The following is a 25,392-nucleotide window of genomic DNA, read 5'->3' as shown; positions in this document are numbered from 1 at the left end:
GTCCTAACCTCCGGTTGACGTCGGTCGGGGCGGGGTGGTCGGTCGGGTGAGGAGCAAGCCCTGTACGGCGGTGCGGGCCAGGTGCACGCAGGAGTCCACGTCGACGGGCTGGTGGCCGAGCAGCAGTCGGAACGCCGCCGGGCCGAACAGCAGATCGATCGCCGCGTCGGGCTCGACGTGCGGGTCGAGCTCGCCACGCGCGACCCCGCGCTCCCACAGCGCCCGGAGCGCCGCGCGGCGTGGGGCGAAGAACCGGGCGTTGAGCAGCTCGGCGGTGCCGGGTTCCAGCACGGCGGCGGCGACGAGCTGGGCGAAGACGACGCCGTCGCGGCCTTGGTAGTACTCGGCCAGGTGGGCGACGGCCTGGACCAGGTCGTGCGCGCTGTCGCCGGTTTCGACCAGCGGCACCAGGCGATCGATGTGCGCGGCGAAGGCCTCGATCGCCAGCGCGGTGCGGTGCGGCCAGCGCCGGTAGATCGCGGGCTTGCTCACCCCGCTGCGGCGGCTCGCCGCCTCGACCGTGCACGCGGCGACGCCGCCTTCCCGGAGCAGTTGCGCGGCGGCGGTGAGTACGCGCTCTTCGTGCGCGGCCTCGCGGGGGCGTCCCCGCCCTCGGTTCTGCGGGCCGGTCACAGCTGAGCCTGACCGCAGGTGTACCCCCAGGCCAGTGCCGGCTGCGCGCCGGTGACCCGGTCAGCCCGGCTGTCGTACTCACTCATGCTCATGCAGCCCGGTCCCTGCGCCGAGACCTGAAGCGTTCCGAGCGGGGTTTGGCGCATCTCCACCTCTATTACGTTACGAGACGTAATGTAAAGGTGATCCCGCCGACCCGCAACACCTGGGCTTCGGGGCACGGGCGGTACAGCGCCGCCTTCCGTGGAAGCTCCTCCACGGAGGGCCGGTGTACGGGCGGAAGGCCGCTCCGGAGCAGGGCGGGCGCCTGGTGACCCAGCCGGATTTGGTCGCTGTCCGCCATCGGCCCCAGCGCGGTCCCTGGGTGCCGCAGGAACAGCAGATCCGGGCCCGAATGAGCAATTTCTCCTCCCGCCGCTCCGCACGGTCCAGGAGCTCGGTGTAGGCCCGGGGCAGACGCCACTTCTTCCCGGACCAGGTCAGCAGTTGCAGCGGCCGGGTGCCGAGGATGTTCTGCGTGTGCCGGAACCGGCTCCTGGCCGCGACGAACTCCTTCCACGTCGAACCTCCGGGCAGCCCGTTCGCTCCGACCTTCCTCCCGGAGTCGTTCCGCTCCTCGCACGGGCGCCCGTACGCCTTGTGCCGTGCCTCGGCGAACATCCACGACACCAGCCGCTGCCGCCAGCCGGGGCAGCGGTCTTCCGTCTCGCGGTGCCCGTCGTCGCGGTAGGCGGGCAACTGCCCCGGGCTACCTCGACTGCGCGCTGCGCCGGGGCGGCTCCCGGGCCCGTCGGTATCCCCGTCGTCACCGGGAATGTCCCCGGCCGGCTGCTTCTTGCGGGACGGCCGCCCACGTGGCCGGGCGACGGCCTGGCCGAGGTGACGGACCGCGGGGTCTGGTGCGCTCACCACTGGACGGGCAGGGTGCGAGGTGACTTGACCGGAGAGGCGTCGTTCCAGCGGATCTGGGCGCCGTCGGCGAGCCGCAGCCGGGGGAAGCGGTCCAGCAGGGCTTCCAGGCCGATCTCCAGTGTGGCGCGGGCCAGATGAGCGCCGAAGCAGTTGTGGGTGCCGCGTCCGAAGGCCAGATGCGGATTGTGCCGACGGTGCAGGTCCAGTTCAGCGGCGCGAGGAAAGACCGTGTCGTCGAGGTTGGCCGAGGCGATCACGGGGACGACGGCCTCTCCGGCCCGGATGGTCGTGCCGTGCAGCGTGATGTCCTCGGTAGCCAGTAGGACTACGGCGCCGTTCATCACCGGCACAAAGCGCAGCAGTTCCTCGACTGCCCCGGGCAGCAGGCCGCGGTCGGCGCGCAACGCGGCGAGGTCTGCCGGGCGCAGCAGCAGCTGGTGGACGGCGTTGGCCAGGAACATCGTGGTGGTGCGGTACCCGGCGACAAGGACGGACAGCCCAAAGACGATCACCTCGTCGGTGCTCAGCCGGCCGGCGTCGAGCCGCCGCACGAGGTCGGTGAACAGGTCCTCGCCGGGTGCCCGGCGTTTGCGTGCGATCAGCTCGGTGAGGTACTCGCGCAGCCACCGGGCCGCCTCCCGCCGTTCCTCTTGTGAGATCAGCACGTCCAGTGCGGCGTCGGCGGGGGCGAAAAAGGCGTGCCGGTCCTCGTAAGGGAGCCCGGTCAGTTCGCACACCACGAGCAGGGGGAACAGATCCGCGAAGCCAGTGACCAGGTCTCCGGGCCCGCCCCCGCGCTCGAAGTCGTCCAGGACCCGGTCGGCCTGCCGGCGGATGACCGGTCGGCGTTCGCGGATCGCACGCAGGCTGAACGCGTCGGCGACCGCGCTGCGCAGCGCCTGGTGACGCGGTCCGTCGAGCTCCATCATGGTGATGAGCTGCGGGGCCCGGCCGGCGGCCGGACCGGTGGGCCAGGCGTCCACCGCGGGCCGGATCAGCCGGCCGTCGGCCAGCAGATCCCGTACGTCGGCATAGCGGGTGACGAACCAGCCGGGTGCACCGACCGGAAGCCGTACCCGCACCACCGGGCACTCGGCACGCAGATGACGGTATGCCGCAGGTGGCCCCATCGACCCCGTCGGCGGCAGCGGCAGTTCTGGCACCACCTCGTCAGAAGTCCGATGCTCCGCCGGCGGGCACGATGGTGCCGAGGCCGCCTCATCGGCACCGTTGCCAACAGCAGGCCGCACCGCGCCGGTTCCGGCGGTGCGACCTTCCACGGTTTCCCGGCCACTGTCATGGCCACGGCCGGCTTCTGCCCTCATTGCTGCTGCGTCCCTCCCGTTCAGGTAACGCAGTCAATCAGGGCAATGCCCGCCAGCAGGCGAACGAACAGCCGAAGGGCCAGGGTTCACCCGGACCAGCGATGGTGACAACCGCGAAGGCCGGATGCAGCACCAGCTCAGCAGCCTTTTCCCGCTACCAGGTCCACGGCAACCCGAGGCCGAAGCCCTCCGTCACCAGCGTCTCAATCAGTCTCAACGATCCCGCGAACTGGGGTCAGGTACGGGTTCTGAGCGCCTGTGTCTGTCCCCCCGGTCGGAGCAGCGCACGCCGTCTGGTGCACTTTGCTGCGCTCCGTCTCGGCGCCGCGAGCGTGCGTGCCTGGGGGCACCTCCCAGCGGTAGCTGGGGGAGGCGGGCGCCCGGCCGGGGGCAGACACAGGCTCCCAGCCGGGCCGGGGCGCGTACGGCCGGGGCGGCGCCCCTCACAGTCCCGCCAACGAGGCCAGTGCCGCGGCCACTTCCAGTTCCTCCGCGCCGTCCGGTACGTCGCCGTGGTCGGCGCACCACAGGGCGTTCTCCACGGTGCGGGCCGCCGCCCAGGCCGACAGGCGGGCCGGGTCCTCGTCGAGGGCGTCGGCCACCAGGGCGAAGCGCTCGCGCAGCACGGGCCGTGGGTCGGGGTGCTCGAAGGGGTCGTCGATCTGTTCCAGGAGCGGCCAGGGGTCGTAACCGGGGTCGCCGACCATCGGTTTGGGGTCGATGGCCAGCCACGGGCGGCGGCGGGCGGAGAGCACGTTGCCGGGGTTGAAGTCGCCGTGCACCACGACCTCGCGGCCGGCGGTGGCGGGGAGTTCGCGCAGCAGGCGGGTGCCGAGGCGGACGAGTCCGGGGTCGTAGCCGGGCCGCAGCCGGGCCATGCGCTCCTCGACCGTGTCCGCCCACTCACCGCACACATCGGCGACCCGCTCCAGTTCGCCGTCGGGCGGGGCGGGCGCGGCCCACAGGTCGCGCAGCAGACCGGCGGCCAGCAGCAGCCGTTCGGCCGCGGGGAGCGGGCTGTCGCCCAGTTCCCCGCCCGGGGTGCAGCGCTCGACCAGCAACGCGTAGCGCTCCCGGTCGTGCCGTAGCAGCCGTACGGCTCCGTGTCCCTCCCAGGCGCGCAGGGCCGCGGCCTCCCCGGCGGCCTCACGGTGCGGCCAGGTCACCTTGAGCACGGCCTCGCCGCCGTCCGGCAGCTCCACGGGGGCGACCCACGAGCAGCTGCCGCCGTGCAGGGGCGCTCCGAGCCGCAGGTCCCATTCCGCCTGGAGGGCCCGGACGGTGGCGGGCAGCCGGTCGAGCCACTCCCGTCCGGCAGGGGTGCGTCCCACGGTGGCGTATACGGGAAGGGCGGCGGGGAAGAGATCGTCGCTCAGCGGGGCTCGGGCCATCCGGGCAGCGTAACCGCGCTCCGGGGCCCGGCTCGAACGGATTGTCCGCGAGCACCGGGCGGGCGCGCGAGCCGGTGCGACCCGGTCGGGGGACGGTGCGGGGCCACCGGTGGCGGCGGGGCATGCAATCCGTTTATCACACTATTTACGCTGTTATGGGTGGGGCATGAGCCTGCACCGACCGTACGGCGCCGCCCTCCTCCTCATGGCGCTGGCCGTGGGCTGCGCCGCCCAGCAGAACGCCGGGCGGCCCGCCCCCGCGTCCGGGCCCGGCAGCCGTGCCCCCTCCGCCGCGTCCGGGGCGCCCCAGCACTCCGGCCACCGGGCCTCCGCGGGCTTCACCCTCGCCGCCTCCGGCGACGTGATCGCCTCGTACCCCTCCGTGCTGGAGACGGCGCGCCGGGACGCCGGGGGCGACGGGTACGACTACCGGCCCATCCTGGCCGGCGTGAAATCCGTGATCGAGGGCGCCGACCTGGCCATCTGCCATCTGGAGACGCCCTTCGGCCCCGACGGCGGGCCGTTCACCGGCTATCCCGCCTTCAAGGCGCCGCCCCAGGTCGCCGACGCGCTCAGGGCCACCGGCTACGACTCCTGCTCCACGGCCTCCAACCACACCCTCGACGACGGCGCCGAAGGCGTCCGGCGCACCCTCGACGTGCTGGACCGGGCCGGGATCAAGCACGCCGGCTCGGCCCGGGAGGCCGCCGAGGCCGGCCGGCCCGCGCTGCTGAAGGCGCCCGGCGGGGCGCGTGTGGCCCAGCTCTCGTACACCTACGGCACCAACGGCGTGCCGCTCCCGCCCGGCAAGCCCTGGTCCGTCAACGTCATCGACACCGGCCGGATCATCGCGGACGCGCGGGCCGCCCGCCGGGCCGGCGCCGACGTCGTCGTGGTCAGCCCGCACTGGGGCACCGAGTACCAGACCGCCCCGGACGCGCAGCAGCTGAAGGTGGCCAAGGCGCTCACCGGGGCCCGCACCGGCGGCCGGCCCGACATCGACCTCGTCATCGGGACCCACGCGCACACCCCGCAGCCGTACGAGAAGCTGGCCGGCACCTGGGTCGTCTACGGCATGGGCGACCAGATCGCCGGGATCATGGAGAGCCCGCGCGGCAACTGGGGCACCATCGCCCGCTTCCGCTTCGAGCCGCCCGCCGGGGAGGGGCGGCGCTGGCGGGTCACCAAGGCCGAGTTCGTCCCGCAGCTCTCCGCCCACGGGCCGCCGCTGCGCATGGTCAACCTCGCCGCCACCGGGCAGTTCGCGGACGTGCGCCAGGGCATCCGCGAGGCGGTCCTCAGCCGGGGCGCGGAGGCCGACGGGCTGACCGAGAGCGGGTGAGGGGCGCCCGGCCCGGCGGCGTGGCCCGGGACCGTTCCGCGATGTGAAACCCTGAGAACGGCCCGCGCAGGTCGTGCGCACGACGGACGCGGGCACGCCGGGCGGCCGCTGCGCCCGGCGGACGGTGACGACGGTACGGGACGCGGAAGGGGCGTAACGGCGGTGGGTGAGGGTGCGGCCGTACGGCCCCGCAATCCGCGCGGACAGGGCGAGCGCCTGCGGGAGGAGCTGCTGCGCGCCACCGAGCGCCTCCTCGAAGAGGTGGGCAGCGAGGACGCGCTGTCGCTGCGCGCGGTGGCCCGCGAGGCGGGCGTCGCCGCGCCGAGCATCTACCGGCACTTCGCCGACAAGACCGAGCTGGTGTGGGCCGCGCTGGAGGTCAGCTACGAACGGCTGACGGCGGCGATGGCCGAGGCGTCGGCCGCGGCCGGCACCGACGACCCGCTGGACCTGCTCCGCGCCCAGCTGCGCGCGTACTGCCGCTACGCCGTCGACCACCCCGCCAAGTACCGCCTGCTCTACGAGACCCGGCAGACGCCGGTCGAACCGGAGCGCCTGGCCGGGCACCCGGCGGGACGGCTCGTGCGGGGCCTGCACGACGCCCTCACCGCCTGCGAGGCCGCCGGGTGGCGGGTGCGGGGCGCCCGCGAGGAGGCGCCGTACGTGCTGTGGGCGTCGGTGCACGGGCGGGTGATGCTGTGGCAGGTCATGCCCAGTCGCAAGGACACCGGGCGGCTGTACCGCTTCGTGGACGAGATCCTGCACCTGCTGGTGGAGCGGGAGGACTGAGACGGAGCCGCGGGGACGACGGCCCGGCGGGGGGCCGCCTGACCGGCCCGCCCACGGCCCGTTACAGTTGTCCCATGCATCGTTCGTCGTGTCTGGCCTGGTGGCGCTCCCCGTAGGAGCGGCCACTTCCCAGCATGACCGGGCCGTTCGCAAGGACGGCCCCTTCGCGTTCCCTGGACCGGGGTGCAGCTGCCGTCCTGACGGCGGCCCCCACCCACCAGGAGAACCCGTGAACCCCATGCCGCACACCACCGCACCCGCCGGCCGTACGGACGCGGCGCCCGCCGACACGACCGGGGCGTCCGCCGCGCGAGCCCGCAGCGCGGTGCTGGAGAAACTGATCCAGGAGACGCCCGGACGCTTCCGGGTGCTGACCGGGGACCGCCCGACCGGCCGGCTGCACCTCGGCCACTACTTCGGCACGCTGCACAACCGGGTCCGCCTCCAGGACCTCGGCGTCGAGATGTTCGTCCTCATCGCCGACTACCAGGTCCTCACCGACCGGGACGTGGCCGACGACCTGCCCCGGCACGTCGAGGACCTGGTCCTGGACTACCTCGCGGCCGGCATCGACCCGGCCCGGGCCACCGTCTTCACCCACAGCGCGGTGCCCGCGCTGAACCAGCTGCTGCTGCCGTTCCTCAGCCTGGTCTCGGTCGCCGAACTGAACCGCAACCCCACCGTCAAGGACGAGATCGCCCACTCGCGGCAGTCCTCCGTCAGCGGGCTGATGTTCACCTACCCGGTCCACCAGGCCGCCGACATCCTCTTCTGCAAGGCGAACCTCGTCCCGGTCGGCCAGGACCAGCTGCCCCACCTGGAGATCACCCGCACCGTCGCCCGCCGGTTCAACGACCGCTACGGCGACGGAACCGCCGTCTTCCCCGAACCGGAGGCCCTGCTGTCGCCCGCGCCGCTGCTGCTCGGCACCGACGGCACCAAGATGAGCAAGAGCCGCGGCAACGCCATCGCGCTGGCCGCCGGCGCCGACGAGACCGCCCGGCTGATCAAGGGCGCCAGGACCGACTCCGAGCGGCACATCACCTACGACCCGGTCCACCGCCCCGAGGTGTCCTCCCTCGTCCTGCTGGCCGCCCTCTGCCAGGGCCGCGACCCGCGGCAGGTCGCCGACGAGATCGGCTCCGCGGGAGCCGGCGCGTTGAAGAAGCACGTCACCGAGGCGGTCAACGAACACCTCGCGCCGATCCGCGCCCGCCGCGCCCGCTACGCCCAGGACCGCGGATATCTCCGCCAGGTGCTGCGGGAGGGCGAGGCACGCGCCAACGCGATCGCCGACGCCACTCTCGACGAAGTGCGCCGGGCCATGAACGGCCACTGCTGAGAGCGCCGCACGGGCGCGGCGAGGCACCGGTCCGCCCCGGCCGGTGCCTCCGGCGGCCGGTCGGGGCGGTGGCGCGGGTTCGGCGGGGAAGCTCCTTGCCGGGCGCTGCGCGGGCTGCCTAACGTGACCGCCGCCGGGGGATGCGGGCTGCTGGGCGGGAGGGCCGGATGGGGCGCAAGGAGAGGCCGCTGGATCCGGACGCGGGGCCCGTGGAGCGGTTCGCCCACGACCTGCGGGAACTGCGGCGCAAGGCCGGTCCGCTCACCTACCGGGACATGGCGAGACGGGTGGCCTACTCGGTGGCGACGCTGTCCCGGGCGGCCTCCGGCGAACAGCTGCCCTCGCTCGCGGTGACCCGGGCGTACGTGGAGGCGTGCGGCGGCGACGCCGGGGAGTGGACGGAGCGCTGGCACCGCCTCGCCGAGGAGACCTTCGTCCGGACGGCACAGGGCGAGACGGACCGCCCGTACCAGGGACTGGCCCGCTACGAGCCCGGCGACCGGGAGAAGTTCTTCGGGCGCGAGCGGCTCACCGAGGAACTGCTGCGCCTGACGGGCGGGCACCGGCTGGTGGCGGTCCTGGGACCGTCCGGCAGCGGCAAGTCCTCGCTGCTGCGCGCCGGGCTCATCCCGCGCCTCCGGCACGCTCCCGCCGACGGTCCGCGCCCGGCCGCCATCCGGACGTTCACCCCCGGCGCCCGGCCGTTCGGCACCCATCGGCAGCTGTTCGCCCCGGCCGCCGGACCGGGCGACACCTGGCTGGTCATCGACCAGTTCGAGGAGGTCTTCACGCTCTGCCGCGACCCGGCCGAGCGCGCCCGGTTCCTCGACCTGCTGCTCGAAGCCCAGGACCCCGCGCGTCGGCTGCGCGTCGTCCTGGGCCTGCGGGCCGACTTCTACGGCCACTGCCTCCAGCACCGCACCCTGGCCGAGGCACTGCGCCACACCAGCGTGCCGGTCACCCCGATGAGCCCCGCGGAGCTGCGCGAGGCCATCGTCAAACCCGCCGCGGCACACGGCCTGATCGTCGAACGGGCGCTGACCGACCGGCTCATCGAGGAGACCGCCGACCAGCCCGGCGGCCTGCCGCTGCTCTCGCACGCCCTGCTGGAGACCTGGCGCCACCGCCGCGGCCGGACACTGGCCCTGGAGGTGTACGAGGCCGTCGGCGGCGTGCAGGGCGCCATCGCCCGGACCGCCGAGAACCTGTACACCCAGCTCTCCCCGGAGCAGGCCCGGCTCGCCCGCTGGGCGCTGCTGCGGCTGGTCACACCCGGGGAGGGGGCGCACGACACCCGGCGGCCCGCCGACCGCGCCGAACTGGACGCGGCGACCTCGCCGGGCATCACCGTGGTCCTCGAACGCCTGGCCAGGGCCCGCCTGATCACCCTGGACGAGGACACCGTCGACCTCGCGCACGAGGCGCTGATCACCGCCTGGCCGCGCCTGCGGTCCTGGGTGGACGCCGACCGCGACCGGCTGCGGCTGCACCGGCAGCTGACCGAGGCGGCCCGTACCTGGGAGCGGCTGGGCCGGGACGCCGGCGCGCTGTACCGGGGCACCCAGCTGACCGCGGCCCGGGAAGCCTTCACCGACCCGGCCGACCTCACCGCGTCGGAGCGGGACTTCCTCACCGCCGGGGCCGCCGCCCGCCGCCGCGAGGCCCGGCGCCGCAGGGCCGTCGTCGGCGCGGTGGCCGTCCTGGTGACCCTGACGCTGGTGGCCGGTGTCCTGGCCTGGCAGCAGAGCCGGGCCAGCCGGGCGCGGGAGGAGCAGGCCGCGGCGCGCCGGATCGCGGCGGTGGCGGAGAGCCTGCGCGCCTACGAGCCGGGCAAGGCACGGCAGCTGTCCGTCGCCGCGTGGAAGATCGCCGAGACCGCCGAGACCCGGTCGGCGCTCACCGGCGCCTGGACCGAGCCCCTGGTGGACAGCCTCGACGTGGCCGACCGGGACGCCCTGGCGTTCCTGAGCGGCGACGGGCGGACCGTGGTCACCGCGGCGCCCGGGCACATCACCACCTGGGACGTGCGCGCCCGCCGGAAGACCGGGACGGCCCGGGGGCCCGGTGACGTGGCCATGACGGCGGTCGCGGTGAGCCCGGACGCGCGGCTGGCCGTCTTCCAGCTCCGGGACCGCCGGCTGGCCCTGTGGGACATCGCCGCCCAGCGCATGACCGGCCGGCCCCTGGACGCCAGAGGCCAGTGGAACGTCGAGTTCAGCCCCAGCGGCGCTCGGCTGACGATCCAGACCGGGACCGCGGTGCAGGTGTGGGACGTCCGCGAGCAGCGCCGCGTCTTCGAGCGCCCGGCGTCCCCGCGCCGCGGCCGTGAGTGGGAGAGCGTCGCGACCGTCAGCCCCGACGACCGGCTGCTGGCCGTGTGCCCGCCGGGCGGCGGGATCGAGCTGTGGGACGTCCGGCGCGGCGAGCGGCTGCCCGCGCCGTGGCCGGGGCAGGGCGCGGGCGATCCGTGCAGCCCGCTCAACGCCCGTTTCAGCCCCGACAGCCGGACCTTCGCGCTGGTCACCCGGGACGGCCTGCGCCGGTGGGACCTGACGACGCGACGGGAGCTCCCGAAGATCGCCCAGTCCCCGCTGGGCGCCGTCGGGTTCAGCCGGGACGGGAGGTTCCTCCTCGGCCGGAGCCCCGGCGAGATCCTGGTGTGGCGCGCCGACCAGCCGGATCACCCGGTGTTCCGGGGCGCCATGGGCACCGACGGGCCGGCCGACATCGTCCTCGACGGCGGTACGCTGCGCTACCTGGCCGCGAACCAGGTGCGCACCCTGGACCTCGGTTCCGCGGCCACTTCCCGGTGGGCTCCGGCAGCCGCGCAGAACGCGGCGTTCAGCCCGGACGCGCGCCTGCTGGGCCTGGTGTGGACCCAGGGCCCGACGGCGCGCTTCGAGACGCGGGACACCCGGTCCGGCAAGGTCGTGGACCGCCCTTCCGACATGCGGCTGCCGCCCCAGACACCGCGCCGCGAGGGCCAGTTGCGCATCGAGCCGGACGAGCTGCTGTCCTTCAGCGCCGACGGCACGCGGCTGGCCTACGGCGTCAGCGGCGACTACGCCGAGAACGGGAAGCTGGCCCCCGGCCGGGTCGCGGTGCGGGACGTGCCCGGACACCGCGACCTCACCGCCGTCACCGGGGGCCAGGACAACAGCCCCACCGAGGGCGCCGTCCTCAGCCCGGACGGCTCCCGGCTGATCACCTCGTCGGTCCGCTCGGTCCAGGTGTGGGACATCGGCGGCCGGCGGCGCACGAAATCCCTGCCCGTATCCGGCGGTTCCCCCATGACCGTCCGCCCTGACGGACGGCTGCTGGTCACCCGGGGCGAGATCGTCGGGCTGCCCGCGGGGTCCCCGGCGCCCCGCCGGCTCACCCGGCAGGACACGGCGTACGCGTTCAGCCCGACCGGGAACTCCTTCGCCGTGGGGGAGGAGACGGGCCACGTCACCGTGTGGGACGGCGAGATCCGGCGCCGGTTCGGCCAACTCCCCGCCTTCACCGGCAGATCACAGCAGCCCCGGCACGAGGCCGTCTCGGCCCTGGCCTTCTCCCCGGACGGCAGGACGCTCGCCGTGGCCGGCTCGCACGGCAGCCTGCAACTGTGGGACGTGCCCTCCCAGCAGCCGCTCGGCTCCGCCCTGCCGACACCGGGCGACAAGATTCTGGCCCTCACCTTCGGTCCGGACGGCACGGCGCTGTACGCCGCCGGCCAGCACGTCCCGCTGACGGCCTACCAGATCGCGCCGGCGGCCCTCGTCGCCGACGCGTGCCGCCGCGCCGGCGGTTCGCTGTCCCGGGCCGACTGGGAGACCTACATCCCCGAAGTGCCGTACCGGAAGCTGTGCTGAGCCGCTCGCCGGGAGACTGCCGCCACCACCCCACCCCCGCCCGTCGCAGCCGTGCGTTACGCATGTAAGTTTACGGGCGTTAGGTGAACGTCCGACACCGGGCGCACGCCCCTGCCCGCGTGCTCCCAAGGAGCGACATGACCCCCTCTCCCGTTTCCCCCGCCCCCGCGCCGGCGCCGCCGCTGCCCGTGCAGCCGCCGCAGGGCTGCCCGTTCGACCCGCCCGCCGAGTTCGCGCGGCTGCGGACCGAGGCGCCGCTGTCGAAGATCTCGCTGCCGGACGGCACCGAGGCCTGGCTGGCCACCCGCTACGCCGACATCCGCGCGATCCTCGGCGACACCCGCTTCAGCTCCGACACCACCCGCCCCGGCTACCCGCTCAGCGGCATGACCGGCGGCGCCACCACCGAACACCGCGGCTTCATCCGCATGGACCCGCCCGAGCACACCCGGCTGCGCCGCATGGTCACCCGGGAGTTCATGGTCAAGCGGGTCGAGGCCATGCGCCCCGAGATCCAGCGGCTGACCGACGAGCTGTGCGACGCCATGGAGCAGCGCGCCGGCCAGGACGTGGACCTCGTCGAGGCGCTGGCGCTGCCGGTGCCCTCGCTCGTCATCAGCCTGCTGCTCGGCGTCCCGTACGACGACCACGAGCTGTTCCAGCGGCTCACCGGCACCCTGCTGTCCCGTACGGTCACCGACGCGGAACGGGAGAGCGCGCGGGCCGAGCTGCGCTCCTACCTGCACCGGCTGGTGAGCGCCAAGGAGGCGGCGCCCGGCGACGACATCCTCGGCCGCCTGATCACCGAGCAGCAGGTCCCGGGCGAGATCACCCACGACGACGTGGTGGCCTTCGCCGCCCTGCTGCTCATCGCGGGCCACGAGACCACCGCCAACATGATCGGCCTGAGCGCGCTGACCCTGATGCGCGACCGGGAGACCGCGGACCGGCTGCGCGCGGAGCCCGCCCTGATCCGCGGCGCCGTCGAGGAACTGCTGCGCTTCCACAGCATCATCCGCAACGGGCCGCGCCGCGCCGCCACCGAGGACGTCGAGATCGGCGGGCAGCTGATCCGGGCCGGGGAGGGCGTGGTGGTGGCCGTGCCGTCCGCCAACCGCGACCCGGAGGTCTTCGCGGACCCCGACACGCTCGACGTGTGCCGCCCCAACGCCCAGCACCACGTCGCCTTCGGCTACGGCATCCACCAGTGCCTCGGCCAGGCCCTGGCCCGCGTCGAACTCCAGGTCGTCATCGGCACCCTGCTGCGCCGCTTCCCGGACCTGCGGCCCGCGGTGCCCGTGGACGAGATCCCCTTCCGCAGCGACATGGCGATCTACGGCTGCCACACGCTGCCCGTCACCTGGTGACACCCCGTCCCGCCCACCACCTTCCCGCTCAGGAGTCTCCTGCCATGAACATCACCCTCGACGCCGACAAGTGCTGCGCCGCCGGACAGTGCGTCCTGATCGCCCCCGAGGTCTTCGACCAGCGTGACGAGGACGGCATCGTCGTCCTCCTGGACGCCGCGCCGCCCGCCGACCAGCACGACGCGGTCCGTGAGGCCGCCGCCATCTGCCCGGCCGCGGTCATCAAGGTGGACGAGTGAGTCCCCGCCGCATCGCCGTCGTGGGCGCCTCGGCGGCGGGCCTCGCCGCCGCCGAGGCCCTGCGCCGCTTCGGCTGGACCGGCACCCTGACCCTCGTCGGTGACGAACCGCACCCGCCCTACGACCGGCCGCCGCTGTCCAAGCAGCTCCTCCAGGGCGCCTGGGAGCCCGCCAAGCTGCACCTGCGCGCCGCCGACCAGCTCGAAGCGCTCGATCTCGACCTGCGCCTCGGCACCCGGGCGACCGGCCTGGACACCGCGACCCGCACCCTCACCCTGGATGGCGGCGAGCGGCTGGCCTGCGACGGCGTGATCGTCGCGACCGGCGTGGCGGCCCGCACCCTCCCGGCGGCGGCCGGACTCGACGGTGTGCACACGCTGCGCACCCTGGAGGACGCCCTCGCCCTCAAGGAGCGGCTGTCCGGTGCGGACCGGCGCCTCGTGGTCGTCGGCAACGGCGTCCTGGGCTGCGAGGCCGCGGCCGTGGCCCGGGAGCTGGGCCACGACGTCACGCTCGTCGGGCGCGAGGCGCTGCCGATGGCCCGCACGGTCGGGCCGCGGATCGGCGAGCTGCTGGCGGCCGAACACCGGGAGCGGGGGGTGCGCCTGCTCACCGCCGCCGTCGACGGGTTCGAGACGGCGGACGGGGACGGGCCGGCGCGGCACGTGACCGCCGTACGGCTGGCCGACGGCACCCGGCTCCCCGCCGACACCGTGCTCGTCGCCATCGGCTCGGAACCGGCCGTCGGCTGGCTGCACGGCGACCCGGCCCTCGACACCACCGACGGGCTGCGCTGCGACGCGTACTGCGCCGCCGCGCCCGGCGTCTACGCCGCCGGTGACGTGGCCCGCTGGCAGCACCCGGTGCACGGGCGCGACCTGCGCGTCGAGCACCGGATGAACGCCACCGAGCAGGGCATGGCCGCCGCCCGCAACCTCCTCGCCGAGCTGGCGGAGACCCTGCCGGACGACGGGGTCCTGGCCCCGGCCGCGGGCCGGGAGCGCCGCCCCTTCACGCCGGTGCCGTACTTCTGGTCCGACCAGTACGGTCTGAAGATCCAGGCGTACGGTGTGCTCGGCGGGGCCGACCGGTCCGAGGCCACGGTCCTGGACGCGGCGTCCCGGACGGCCGTGGCGCTCTACGGGCGCGACGGGCAGGCCACCGGCGTGCTGGCGATCGGGCTGCCGCCCCGCCGGGTCAGGGGCCTGCGGGCGCTGATCGCCACGCCCGCGCCCTGGGAAGAGGCCCGCGAGGGCGTACGCAACGCCCTCGCGTGACGGCCGCCGCGGGCCCGTCCCGCCCCGACCACGGGGACGGGCCCGCGCCGCCGCTCACCGGTGACCGATCATGGACGGCATGACCGACTCGTACGTCCGGGTGCGCGGCGCCCGTGAGCACAACCTCCGCCACGTCGACGTGGACATCCCGCGGGACACCGTCACGGTGTTCACCGGCGTCTCCGGCAGCGGCAAGTCCTCGCTGGCCTTCGGCACGGTCTACGCCGAGGCGCAGCGCCGGTACTTCGAGTCGGTGGCCCCCTACGCCCGCCGCCTGATCCACCAGGTGGGCGCCCCGAAGGTGGCGGACATCACCGGGCTGCCGCCCGCCGTCGCCCTGGAACAGCGCCGCTCGGCCCCCACCTCCCGCTCCTCCGTCGGCACCGTCACCACCCTGTCCAACACCCTGCGCATGCTCTTCTCGCGCGCCGGCACGTACCCTGACGACGCGCCGGAGCGGCTGGACTCCGACGCCTTCTCCCCGAACACCGCGGCCGGTGCCTGTCCGGAGTGCCACGGGCTGGGCCGCGTCCACCGGGTCACCGAGGAGTCGCTTGTCCCGGACCCGTCGCTGTCCATCCGGGACGGCGCCGTCGCCGCCTGGCCCGGCGCCTGGCAGGGCAAGAACCTGCGGGACGTGCTGGCCGCGCTCGGGTACGACATCGACAAGCCGTGGCGCGACCTGCCCGCCGCCGACCGGGACTGGATCCTGTTCACCGACGAGCAGCCCGTCGTCACCGTGCACCCCGTACGGGAAGCGGGCCGTATCCACCGGCCCTACCAGGGCCGGTACCAGAGCGCCAAGCGCTACGTGCTGCACACCTTCGCCGACTCCAAGAGCGAGACGCTGCGCAAGCGCGTCCAGCGGTACCTGGTCTCCGCGCCCTGCCCCGCCTGCGGCGGGCGGCGGCTGCGGCCCGAGGCGCTGGCCGTCACCTTCGCCGGACACGACATCGCGGAACTGTCCGCGCTGCCGCTGGACGGTCTCGCCCAGCTGCTGCGGCCCACCGCGGAGGCCGCGGACGACGGGGTGGCGCCCGCCCTCGCCCGGGACCTGGTCGCCCGCATCGACGTGCTCACCGAGCTGGGCCTCGGCTACCTGAGCATGGACCGCGCGGCCCCCACCCTGTCCGCCGGCGAACTCCAGCGGCTGCGGCTGGCCACCCAGCTCCGCTCCGGCCTCTTCGGCGTCGTCTACGTCCTGGACGAGCCCTCGGCGGGCCTGCACCCGGCGGACACCGAGGCGCTGCTCACCGTCCTCGGCCGCCTCAAGGAAGCGGGCAACACGCTCTTCGTCGTCGAGCACGACATGGACGTCGTGCGGCAGGCGGACTGGATCGTGGACGTCGGGCCGCAGGCGGGCGAGCACGGCGGGCGGGTCCTGCACAGCGGGCCGGTCGCGGACCTCGCGCGGGTCACCGAGTCCGCCACCCGGCGCTTCCTTTTCGATGACGCGCCGCCGGCCGCCCGCCCGCCCCGTGAGCCCACCGGGGAGCTGGCCCTGCACGGGGTCACCCTGCACAACCTGCGCTCGGTGGACGCCGCCTTCCCGCTCGGCGTCTTCACGGCCGTCACCGGCGTCTCCGGGTCCGGCAAGTCCACCCTGGTCACCCGGGTCCTCGCGGACGCCGTCACGGACCACCTCGGCGCCGGGCCGGAGGAGGACGAGGAGGGCGCCGCACGGGCACAGCTCGCCGCCGCCGAGGGCCTGGAGGCGGTGGACCGCCTGGTCCGCGTCGACCAGAAGCCCATCGGCCGCACCCCGCGCTCCAACCTCGCCACCTACACCGGCCTCTTCGACGCCGTACGCAAGGTCTTCGCCGCCACCGACGAGGCCCGCGCCCGCGGCTACACGGCGGGCCGCTTCTCCTTCAACGTCGCGAGCGGGCGCTGCGAGACCTGCCAGGGCGAGGGCTTCGTCGCCGTGGAGCTGCTCTTCCTGCCCGGTACGTACGCGCCCTGCACCGCCTGCCACGGCGCCCGCTACAACCCCGGGACCCTGGAGATCACCTATCGGGGCCGCACCGTCGCCGACGTGCTCGGCATGACGGTGGACACCGCGGCGGACTTCCTCGCCGACGTACCGGCCGCCGCCCGCAGCCTGCGCACCCTCCAGGACGTGGGCCTGGGCTACCTGCGGCTGGGGCAGCCCGCCACCGAGCTGTCCGGCGGCGAGGCCCAGCGCATCAAGCTCGCCACCGAGCTCCAGCGCGCCCACCGCGGCCACACCCTCTATCTGCTGGACGAGCCCACCACCGGACTGCACCCGGCCGACACCGAGGTACTGCTGCGGCAGCTGCACGGGCTGGTGGACGCGGGCAACACCGTGGTGGTCGTCGAGCACGACATGGGGGTGGTCGCGGGCGCCGACCACGTCATCGACCTGGGGCCGGGCGGCGGCACGGCGGGCGGGCGCATCGTGGCGGCCGGGGCCCCGGCCGAGGTGGCGGCGTCGCCGGACAGCCGTACGGCGGCCTACCTGGCGCGGCGCCTCGCGGGCCCACCTGCCGCGGGGGAGCGGTCCGGGGCGCGGTCGGCGGGCCGGTGACGGTCGGTTAATGTACCCAGGTCAACCCAGCGACACCGACATCAAGGGGGCACTCCCATGGCAGACATCGAGGCGGCCAAGGCCGCGTTCAGCCGGTTCGACGCGGACGGTGACGGGCTGATCACCGCGGACGAGTACAAGCGGGCCATGGCGGAGATGGGCGACCCCTACGTCACCGGGCCGGTCGCGGAGGCCGTCATCGCGGCCAAGGACGCGAACGCGGACGGCAAGCTCTCCTTCGAGGAGTTCTGGAAGTCGCTCCAGGGCTGACACCACCCGGGACGCCCCCGGCGCCCGCACGGGCCGCACACGCGGCCGGCCGACCGGCCGGCCGCGTTTTTCGTGCGCCCCCGCCTATTGCGCTCATAGATTTCCCCGATCAATGCCTTTTCCGGGTGACCGGCGCCACTTTTACGGGCGGCTCCGCGGTATTGGGTGACGCGGACCACAAGAACTTCCGCGATAAGGCCGGAAAACGCCGCCCGAGGCCATTTCACGCGGTTTTCCGCAGTGCCCTCGCCGGGCCCGGAACGTGACGCGCAGCACGGGACTTCCGTCCCTTACGGCCCTGCTTAGTAAAGGAACACCGGGCGGTCCCGGCCCGGATTCATGGACTGAGACGGTGCCGGACGGTCCTTTCTACGTAAACGGGCCGTAGCCCGGGCCCGCTGCGGACCTATTGCTTTCCAATTTCGGCGTCGCTAATCATTGCTGAGGCGCCGGGTTACAGCGTCGCGTAAATGCCCTCGGGGCGGACGCGGACAAGAACTCGGTTCTCGTGCCGCCAGTGGCTTCCTGCTCGTACCTCCCGCCAATGGCTGCCGCCCGTTCATTTCAGTGATTGGAAGAGGATTCCCCGCATGCCCACTCCCACCCTGCTCCGCTCCGTCCGCGTGACCAAGACCCACAAGCTCTCCGTCGCCGTGCTGGCCGCCGCCGGCGCGACCGCGGCCCTGACGGTCCCCGCCGCGACCGGTGACGCGCACGCCGCCGCCGCGCCGGCCACCGTCCAGCCGGTCTCCGCGAACGGCCAGCCCGCGGGTGCGAAGACCAAGGCCGCCGAGCCCAAGGCCGACGCCGCCAAGGGCACCACGGACACCGCGACCCTCGCCGACGCGGTGAAGGTCACCGCCGTGTCCGCCCAGGGCCACACGGCCAAGGAGGCCGCGAGCCGTGCCGCCGACCGCAAGCCGGTCGAGGCCCCCAAGCCGAAGTACGCGAACAACCTGGACGGCTGGATCAAGGAATCCCTCGCCATCATGAAGGAGAAGGGCATTCCCGGCAGCTACGAGGGCCTGCACCGCAACATCATGCGGGAGTCCAGCGGCAACCCGAACGTCGTCAACGACTGGGACATCAACGCCAAGAACGGCATCCCGTCCAAGGGCCTGCTCCAGGTGATCCAGCCCACCTTCGACCGCTACCACGTCGAGGGCACGGCCGACAACCTGCTGGACCCGGTCGCCAACATCACGGCCGCCGCCAACTACGCCGCCCATCGCTACGGCTCCATGGACAACGTCAACTCGGCGTACTGAGCCCGGTGAGCAGGACACCGCGGCGCACGGACCGCACCGCCCGGGACCACCCTCCCGGGCCGGGCCGGCCACCGTCGCCCGCTTGCGCGAGAGCGCCCCAGGACCACGGTCCCGGGGCGCTCCGTCGTGTGCGGGGCGGTCACAGCCGCCCTTCGCGGTCCTCCAGGTCGCTGATCTCCCGCTCCGCCTTCGCCAGCTCGGAGCGCCGGTGGGAGTACGCGAAGTAGATGACCAGGCCGCCCACGAACCACACCGCGAAGCGCACCCAGGTCTGCCACTCCAGGAACGTGATCAGCCAGAGCGAGAAGACCACGCCGATCGCGGGCACCACCGGCATCCCCGGGGTGCGGAACGTGCGCGGCAGGTCGGGCCGCTTGTAGCGCAGCACGATCACCGAGACGCACACCACCACGAACGCCAGCAGGATGCCGATGTTGGTCAGCTCGGCGGCCTCCCCGATCGGCAGGAAGCCCGCGATGGCGGCCGAGGCGATGCCCACGATCCACGTCACCCGGGTCGGTACGTGCCGCTTCGGATGGGTCTTGGCGAACCACTTCGGCAGCAGCCCGTCCCGGCTCATGCTGAACCAGACCCGGGTCACGCCCAGCATGAACGTGAACATGACAGTAAGGATGCCGATGATCGCGCCCACCGCGATCACATCGGCCAGGCCGCTCAGCCCCACCGACTTGAACGCGGTGGAGAAGCCGCTCTCCGGATCGATGTCCGTGTAGTGCTGCATGCCGGTGAGCACCAGGCAGGCCAGGATGTACAGCACCATCGAGATCAGCAGCGAGTACAGAATCGCCTTCGGCATGTGGCGCTGGGCGTCCTTCGACTCCTCCGCCGCGGTGCTCATCGCGTCATAGCCGAAGACCGCGAAGAAGACCGTGGCCGCGCCCGTGAAGGCGCCGCTGACACCGAACGGGAAGAACGGCGTGTAGTTCCCGGTCCTGATGTGGAAGACGCCCACGCCGATCACGAGCAGCACGACCAGCACCTTCAGGCCCACGACGATCGTCTCGAAGCGCGCGGCGTTCTTGATGCCCAGGGTCAGCAGGTACGCGATCAGCAGGCACAGCGCCGCCGCGAACAGGTCCACCCGGTGTCCCGCGCCGGTCCCCGGCGCCCCCAGCATCCAGGCGGGCAGCTCCACCCCCAGCTCACCCAGCAGGAAGCTGAAGTAGCCGGAGATGCCGATCGCGACCACCGCCACGATCGCCGTGTACTCCAGCAGCAGGTCCCAGCCGATGAACCAGCCCGCCAGCTCGCCGAGCACCGCGTAGCCGTAGGTGTACGCCGAGCCCGCCTTCGGGATCAGCCCGGCGAACTCCGCGTACGAGAACGCCGCCGCGGCACTGGCCACGCCCGCCACGAGGAACGACAGCAGGACGGCCGGTCCGGCCTTGCCGTTGGCGACGGTCCCGGCGAGCGTGAAGATGCCCGCCCCGATGATGCCGCCGACGCCGATGGCCGTCAGCTGCCACAGCCCGAGCACCCGGTTGAGCTGTTCGCCCGAGCCGCCTTCCGTCTCCTGGATGAGTTCGATCGGTTTCCGCCGCCACACTCCCTGGCCCGCGCGCATCCCGCACCACTTCCTCTCCCTCGTGGGCCGACGGCCGGTCATCATGGCGCGCCGGGGGGCGGGAGGGGAAGGCGACTCCCTGGCGGGCCGGAGTGGAATCCGGGAATCCGGGCACCCGGGGCGTGAGCACGGACAGCCGGCACGGAAACCGGCGGGATGAAGGAGCGGTCATGACGAATCACACGTACCGGGTGACGGAGATCGTGGGCACGTCCCCGGAGGGCGTGGACGCCGCGATCCGCAATGGCGTCCAGCGCGCGGCACAGACGCTCAGGGGCCTTGACTGGTTCGAGGTCACCCAGGTACGCGGCCACATCGTCGACGGGGCGATCGAGCACTACCAGGTCGGGCTGAAGGTCGGCTTCCGGCTGGAGGACGCCCAGGAAGGCTGACGCGCGTCCCTACGGACCCGCGGCACCCGCCCGGCCCCGAGGCCGGGCGGGCATGTCGCGCTCAGGAGACCGCGCCGTCACGAGTACCGGGTGACCAGCCCCCGGCGACGGAAGGCGGCCAGCATCCGGCCCAGGAAGAAGAGGGCCAGGACCAGCAGAGCTGCGGTGCCCAGCGTGGCCACGGCCAGCTCGTGCCACGGCATCGGCCCGCCCGCGGCCAGCGCGCGCCCGGCCGCGAAGACGTGTGTCGTGGGCAGGACCTCGGCGACGGGGCGGAGCGGCGCCGGGAGGGTCGAGACCGGGTAGAACACCCCGGACAGCGGCATCACCACCGACAGCCCGCCCCAGACCAGGGCCTCGGCGCCGCTGCCGTAGCGCAGCACCAGTCCCACCACCGCGAGCGCCACGGCCCAGCCGCAGAGCAGCAGCAGCGCCGCGACGGGAATCAGGCCCAGCCCCAGCGAGGTCACGTCGAAGGCGTACGCGCCGAAGGCCAGCGCGGCCACGGCGAGGGTGCTCAGCGCCGTACGGACCAGGGCGAACAGCCCCACCCCCGCCAGGTACTCCCAGCCGCGCAGCGGGGTGGTGAGCAGCCCGATCACATTGCGTGACCAGGTCTCCTCCAGGAAACCGGTGGCCAGCGAGATCTGCGTCTGGTGGACCAGGTGCCACAGCACGGTGCCGCTGAGCAGGAACACCGCGAGCGTGGGCCCGGTGCCCAGGCCGGTGGCGGCGTCCCCGGCCGGTTCCGTACCGCCGCCGGCCGCCTTCGCGGCGAACAGGCCGATCGAGCCGTACAGCAGCGTGTCGACGACCGGCCAGACCAGCACGTCGAAGATCCGGTGCGGGCTGCGGCGCAGCACCAGCCAGTGGCGGCGTGCGACGGCGCGGACGCGATGCGCGCCGGCCGCCGCGGGACCGCGCAGGCCGGGGGCCTCGGTGGCACTCATGTGGCACCCGCCCCTTCCCGGTCCCGCCCGGCGCGTGCCGCGCGCTCGCGGTCCCGTTCCTCCGCCAGGTGCAGGAAGACCCCCTCCAGGTCCCGCTGGGCGAACTGCCGCGCCACCTCCTCCGGCGTACCGTCCGCGGTCACCCGACCGGCCGCCAGGAAGACCACCCGTTCGCACAGCCGCTCCACCTCGACCATGTCGTGGCTGGTGACCAGCAGCGCGGTGCCGTGCCGGGCACACAGCTCCAGCAGTCCGGTACGGACCCGCAGGGCGATGTCCGGGTCCAGCGCCGCGGTGGGCTCGTCCAGGACCAGCAGCCGCGGCGTGTGCAGGGACGCCTTGGCGATGCCGACCAGGGTGCGCTGGCCGCTGGACAGCTCGGTGCCGATGGCGGTGGCCAGGTGGCCGATGCCGAAGTGCTCCAGGGCGTCCTCCACCGCCGCGCGCGGGGCGCGCAGCCCGTACAGGTCCGCGTACAGCCGCAGGTACTCGCGCACCCGCAGCCGGTCGGGGAGCGGCAGGTAGCCGGCCGCGAAGCCGACGCCCCGCATGGCGGCCGCCCGGGCGGCGGGCAGCCGGTGGCCGAGGACGTGCACACTGCCGGCGTCCGGCGCGACCGCGCCCAGGCACATCAGCAGCGTGGTGGTCTTGCCCGCGCCGTTGGGGCCGAGCAGGCCGACCCGCTCGCCCTCGCGCACGGTCAGCCGTACGCCGTCCACCACCCGGCCGCGGCGGTACTCCTTGACCAGGTCGCGCGCCTCCAGGACGGGCGGCGGCGCGCTCATGAGCCCGCCCCGGCGGGCTGCGGGCGGTGCACCGGCGCCCAGACGCGCTCGGCGCGCAGCGGTCCGCGCCGGGCCAGCAGGCTCCCGTGGTCGGCGGCCAGCGGGGCGAGCTGCGAGCCGTAGCAGAGCACCGCTTCCCGCTTGCGGGCCCACTCGTCGTCGGTGAGGACGAGGTCGTACGCGACATCGAGGGTGTAGCGGGACAGCAGGTCCTGGTAGGCGAGCCCGAAGGTCCGGTCGCCGCCGAGGGCGCGGTCGGTGTCCGGGGTGCCCCACTCGGGCAGGTGGCCGGTGTAGGGCAGGTCGGCGTAGAGGAGCGGCAGCGGCGCGCCCAGCCCGGCGAGGACCCGCAGGGCGCGGTCCCGCACCCGCTCGTGGTCGGGCTGGTTGGTGCCGATGGGCAGGAGGACGAGCGGGAAGGGCGTCGGCAGGGCGGCCAAGTAGGCGTCCAGGCGCGTCAGTTCGTCGCCGTCGCCGTACGGGCCGTCGGGGTGGTCCAGTACGGTCCGGGCCACGCCGAGCAGCTCGGCGGCGCGCGCGTCCTCGGCGAACCGGGCGCGGTGCGCCTCGGCGGCGGTGGAGAAGCCGCAGGTGCTGTCCCACCAGGAGACGGCGTGGTGGGCGGCGGGCGCGCCGCCGAACACGGTCACCACGGTGACCGGGGCCGGGAGCCGGGGTATCAGGCCCGCCAGGGAGAGGGCGGCGTCGTCGAAGTGCGGGGAGAGGATGACGGTGCGCGGCGGGGGATTCGTCAGGGAGGTCGTCATAGGGGTTCCTTGGTGCCGGGGCGGTGCGGTGGGGCCGAGGGGGGACCGGGGGCGAGTACGGGGGTGAGGGCCGCGTCCCACGCGGCGTCGTCGCCCTGCCAGCGGCCGGGCGCGGCGGCGACGGTGCCCCAGGTGATGCCGGGGCCGAGCCGGCCGGCGTCCGGCGGCGCGGTGCGGCGCAGCCAGTGCAGGGCGAACCGGTGGCCCGGGTGCTGTGCCGCGATCACCGCGCGCAGCCGGCGCAGGTCGGCGGCGGTCAGCTCGTCCCAGGCGTCGTGGTGGACGTACAGCACCCGGGCGGCGGACCCGGCCAGCGCCCGCCACCGTCCGGCCAGCGCGGCGAACTTGGCGCGTACGCGGGGCAGTTGCTCGTCGATGTCCCGCTGGGTGAGGGGCGTCCCGGCCCCGCCCGCGGGGTGGAACTCGTGGTAGAAGCGGATGTCGCTGCCGCGGTCCAGCGCGCACCGGCCCTCGTCGAACGGCTCGACCAGGCCGGGGCGCAGCACGCTCCGGAAGTCGTCCGCGACGGCTTCGACGACCGACTCGAATTCGAGGTCCAGCCAGTCGAAGAAGTGGGCGCGGGTGACGCCGGTGATACGGCGGATCTGGTACGTGGACTCGCAGTGGTAGCCGAGGCCCACGCAGTGGTCGTACACGCTGCTCGCTCCTTGTCCGTGCCCGGTTCCGTGTCCCGTCGCGCGGTCGGTGCCCCCGGCCGGGGACGGGCGGCCGGTCATGTGCGCAGCGGGCCGCGCCAGGTGCGGCCCGACAGGTGCTCCGCCGCCGCGACGGCGTTCGCCAGCCCGGCGCCGCGGGTGAACAGCGTCGCCGGGGCGCCGTCGGGCAGCGGCCGGGCCGGGGCCAGGCCCATGTCCACCGTGACCAGGTCCGGGCGCCGGGCCCGCAGTGCCCGCAGGACCGCGCGCTGCCAGGGATCGCGCTCCGCGTCCCGGACGACGACCGCGAGCGGGCCGTCGCCGGCCGGTGGCGGCACGACCGTGCCCGGCTCGGTGCCGGGGGCCACGTCGGCGGCGGAGGCGAGCGCGCCGAGGTCCCGGAGCGGGGCGTCCAGCCCCCATGGTGTCTCGCCCACCGCCAGGTTGGCCGCGGTCGCCAGCCGTACGGTGTGCAGGCGGCGCCCGTCGGCGGCCCGGGGAACGCCGTGCGCGAGCAGGGCCCGGCGGGCGGCGACCAGGCCGACGGGGGCGCCGCCGGACAGCGGCGCGGCGTCCGGTGCCCCGGCGCGCCGGGCCGGGTCGGCCCAGGCCCGCAGCGACGCGACCCGGCAGGCGGCCTCCGCCACCCGCTCCAGCGTCAGCGTGCCGCGGTCCAGCGCCTCCTGGACGGCGTCGTGCACTTCGGGCAGCAGTTTCTCGCCGTCGGTCGCCCCGAGCACCACCAGGTCAGCGCCCGCGGCCAGCGCGGCGACCGCCGCCCCGCCGTACCCCCAGCGCCGCACGATCGGCGCCATCTCCAGCGCGTCGGTCAGCACCACGCCCCGGTGGCCGAGCCGCTCGCGCAGCAGGCCGGTGACGATCCGCCGGCTCAGCGTCGCGGGCAGGCCGTCCAGCCGGGAGAGCCGGATGTGACCGGTCATCACCGCCTTGGCGCCGGCCGTGATCCCGGCGCGGAACGGCGGCAGGTCCACCGCGTCGAGGGACGCGGTGTCCCGGTCGATGTCCGGCAGTGCGGAGTGCGAGTCGGTACGGGTGTCGCCGTGGCCCGGGAAGTGCTTGAGGGTGGCGGCCACACCCAGCTCCTGGAGGCCCTCGACGCACGCCGCGGTGTGCCGCGCCACCAGGTCCGGCCGGTCGCCGAAGGAGCGGACGCCGATGATGGGGTTGTCCGGGCGGGAGTTGACGTCGGCGCAGGGGGCCAGGCAGAGGTTGACGCCTTCGGACCGCAGGTCGCGGGCGATCGCCGCGGCCACCCGCCGGGTGAGGGCCACGTCGTCCACGGCGCCGAGGGCGTGGTTGCCCGGGTGGACGCTGCCCCGGCGGTAGTCGAGCCGGGTCACGTCGCCGCCCTCCTCGTCCAGCGCGATCAGCAGGTCCGGGCGGGCCGCGCGGAGCGGGCCGGTGACCTCCTCGCGCAACGAGCCGGCGCCCGGTGGGAAGTTGGTCCCGAACAGGGCGACGCCCGCCAGGCCCTCGTCCGCCGCGCGCAGGATCCAGTCGGCGGGCGAGCGGCCCGCGTAGGCGGGAAGCAGGCAGGCGTTGACCAGGGCTGGATCGGCGCGCATGGGGAGCCTTCCGGTGCAGGGGCGGGGGCGGCGGCAGCCCGGCGGACGGCCGGGGCATGGCCGGTGACGGTGCGGAGGGCGCGTCCGGCCGACGGCGCTGTCGGCGGGGACGGG

The 25,392-nt window shown here is 74.3% G+C and carries 20 protein-coding genes; 11 read left to right on the top strand and 9 right to left on the bottom strand.

Features of this window, described 5'->3' with window-relative positions:
* Positions 1-3: 3 nt before the first annotated feature.
* The 3 genes from ACH4FX_RS04535 to ACH4FX_RS04525 form a co-directional block, all read right to left on the bottom strand.
* The gene (locus ACH4FX_RS04535; RefSeq protein WP_398475064.1) at positions 4-633 is read right to left on the bottom strand and encodes a TetR/AcrR family transcriptional regulator; all 630 of its coding nucleotides are present in this window, start codon (positions 631-633) and stop codon (positions 4-6) included.
* Between the two features lie 905 nt (positions 634-1,538).
* Positions 1,539-2,708 (bottom strand): cytochrome P450, encoded by a 1,170-nt coding sequence (locus tag ACH4FX_RS04530; RefSeq protein WP_398475062.1) that lies wholly within the window; start codon positions 2,706-2,708, stop codon positions 1,539-1,541.
* Between the two features lie 605 nt (positions 2,709-3,313).
* Positions 3,314-4,261 (bottom strand): aminoglycoside phosphotransferase family protein, encoded by a 948-nt coding sequence (locus tag ACH4FX_RS04525; RefSeq protein WP_398475060.1) that lies wholly within the window; start codon positions 4,259-4,261, stop codon positions 3,314-3,316.
* Positions 4,262-4,427: 166 nt separating this feature from the next.
* Between ACH4FX_RS04525 and ACH4FX_RS04520 the strand changes: the two genes are divergently transcribed.
* The 10 genes from ACH4FX_RS04520 to ACH4FX_RS04475 all read left to right on the top strand — a co-directional run bounded on the left by ACH4FX_RS04520 (position 4,428) and on the right by ACH4FX_RS04475 (position 18,557).
* Positions 4,428-5,603, top strand: a complete 1,176-nt coding sequence (locus ACH4FX_RS04520) for a CapA family protein (RefSeq protein WP_398475058.1) — start codon at positions 4,428-4,430, stop codon at positions 5,601-5,603.
* A gap of 162 nt (positions 5,604-5,765) precedes the next feature.
* Positions 5,766-6,392, top strand: coding sequence for a TetR/AcrR family transcriptional regulator (locus tag ACH4FX_RS04515; protein ID WP_398475056.1), 627 nt, complete (start codon positions 5,766-5,768; stop codon positions 6,390-6,392).
* A 238-nt stretch (positions 6,393-6,630) separates the two neighbouring features.
* The gene (gene trpS / locus ACH4FX_RS04510) at positions 6,631-7,734 is read left to right on the top strand and encodes a tryptophan--tRNA ligase (protein ID WP_398475504.1); all 1,104 of its coding nucleotides are present in this window, start codon (positions 6,631-6,633) and stop codon (positions 7,732-7,734) included.
* A gap of 167 nt (positions 7,735-7,901) precedes the next feature.
* Positions 7,902-11,588, top strand: coding sequence for a hypothetical protein (locus ACH4FX_RS04505; RefSeq protein ID WP_398475054.1), 3,687 nt, complete (start codon positions 7,902-7,904; stop codon positions 11,586-11,588).
* Between the two features lie 137 nt (positions 11,589-11,725).
* Complete coding sequence (locus ACH4FX_RS04500; protein WP_398475052.1) at positions 11,726-12,955, top strand: cytochrome P450; 1,230 nt, start codon at positions 11,726-11,728, stop codon at positions 12,953-12,955.
* Positions 12,956-12,999: 44 nt separating this feature from the next.
* The gene (locus tag ACH4FX_RS04495) at positions 13,000-13,194 is read left to right on the top strand and encodes a ferredoxin (RefSeq protein WP_003982798.1); all 195 of its coding nucleotides are present in this window, start codon (positions 13,000-13,002) and stop codon (positions 13,192-13,194) included.
* Positions 13,191-14,471, top strand: a complete 1,281-nt coding sequence (locus tag ACH4FX_RS04490) for an NAD(P)/FAD-dependent oxidoreductase (protein WP_398475050.1) — start codon at positions 13,191-13,193, stop codon at positions 14,469-14,471. Before ACH4FX_RS04495 ends, ACH4FX_RS04490 begins: the two co-directional genes overlap by 4 nt.
* 79 nt (positions 14,472-14,550) lie before the next feature.
* Positions 14,551-17,019: an excinuclease ABC subunit UvrA gene (gene uvrA / locus ACH4FX_RS04485; RefSeq protein ID WP_398475048.1), complete on the top strand. Its 2,469-nt coding sequence runs from the start codon at positions 14,551-14,553 to the stop codon at positions 17,017-17,019.
* A 57-nt stretch (positions 17,020-17,076) separates the two neighbouring features.
* Positions 17,077-17,289, top strand: coding sequence for an EF-hand domain-containing protein (locus tag ACH4FX_RS04480; RefSeq protein ID WP_150245704.1), 213 nt, complete (start codon positions 17,077-17,079; stop codon positions 17,287-17,289).
* A 590-nt stretch (positions 17,290-17,879) separates the two neighbouring features.
* Entirely contained in the window at positions 17,880-18,557 is a 678-nt protein-coding gene (locus tag ACH4FX_RS04475) for a transglycosylase SLT domain-containing protein (RefSeq protein ID WP_398475046.1), read from the top strand.
* 139 nt (positions 18,558-18,696) lie between these two features.
* Here the strand turns inward: ACH4FX_RS04475 and ACH4FX_RS04470 are convergent, their stop codons facing one another.
* Positions 18,697-20,142, bottom strand: a complete 1,446-nt coding sequence (locus ACH4FX_RS04470; protein WP_398475044.1) for an amino acid permease — start codon at positions 20,140-20,142, stop codon at positions 18,697-18,699.
* Between the two features lie 170 nt (positions 20,143-20,312).
* Here ACH4FX_RS04470 and ACH4FX_RS04465 point away from each other — a divergent pair, with 170 nt between their 5' ends.
* Positions 20,313-20,534, top strand: a complete 222-nt coding sequence (locus ACH4FX_RS04465) for a dodecin (protein WP_398475042.1) — start codon at positions 20,313-20,315, stop codon at positions 20,532-20,534.
* A gap of 77 nt (positions 20,535-20,611) precedes the next feature.
* Here the strand turns inward: ACH4FX_RS04465 and ACH4FX_RS04460 are convergent, their stop codons facing one another.
* The 5 genes from ACH4FX_RS04460 to ACH4FX_RS04440 form a co-directional block, all read right to left on the bottom strand.
* Positions 20,612-21,484, bottom strand: a complete 873-nt coding sequence (locus ACH4FX_RS04460; RefSeq protein ID WP_398475040.1) for an ABC transporter permease — start codon at positions 21,482-21,484, stop codon at positions 20,612-20,614.
* On the bottom strand, positions 21,481-22,269 hold the full coding sequence (locus ACH4FX_RS04455; protein ID WP_398475038.1) for an ABC transporter ATP-binding protein: 789 nt from the start codon (positions 22,267-22,269) through the stop codon (positions 21,481-21,483). The genes ACH4FX_RS04460 and ACH4FX_RS04455 overlap by 4 nt, the downstream gene beginning before the upstream one ends.
* A complete protein-coding gene (locus ACH4FX_RS04450) occupies positions 22,266-23,036 on the bottom strand; it encodes a PIG-L deacetylase family protein (RefSeq protein WP_398475036.1) in 771 nt (256 codons plus the stop codon). Before ACH4FX_RS04450 ends, ACH4FX_RS04455 begins: the two co-directional genes overlap by 4 nt.
* The gene (locus ACH4FX_RS04445) at positions 23,033-23,692 is read right to left on the bottom strand and encodes a papain-like cysteine peptidase (protein ID WP_398475034.1); all 660 of its coding nucleotides are present in this window, start codon (positions 23,690-23,692) and stop codon (positions 23,033-23,035) included. Before ACH4FX_RS04445 ends, ACH4FX_RS04450 begins: the two co-directional genes overlap by 4 nt.
* A 77-nt stretch (positions 23,693-23,769) precedes the next feature.
* Positions 23,770-25,278 carry a glycoside hydrolase family 3 protein gene (locus ACH4FX_RS04440; RefSeq protein ID WP_398475032.1) on the bottom strand — a complete coding sequence of 503 codons (1,509 nt, stop codon included), beginning with the start codon at positions 25,276-25,278 and terminating at the stop codon, positions 23,770-23,772.
* Positions 25,279-25,392: the final 114 nt, after the last annotated feature.

The sequence above is a fragment of the Streptomyces sp. NPDC018019 genome, from assembly GCF_044327805.1.
Classification (GTDB): domain Bacteria; phylum Actinomycetota; class Actinomycetes; order Streptomycetales; family Streptomycetaceae; genus Streptomyces.
This window is presented reverse-complemented; position numbering and strand designations above follow the sequence as displayed.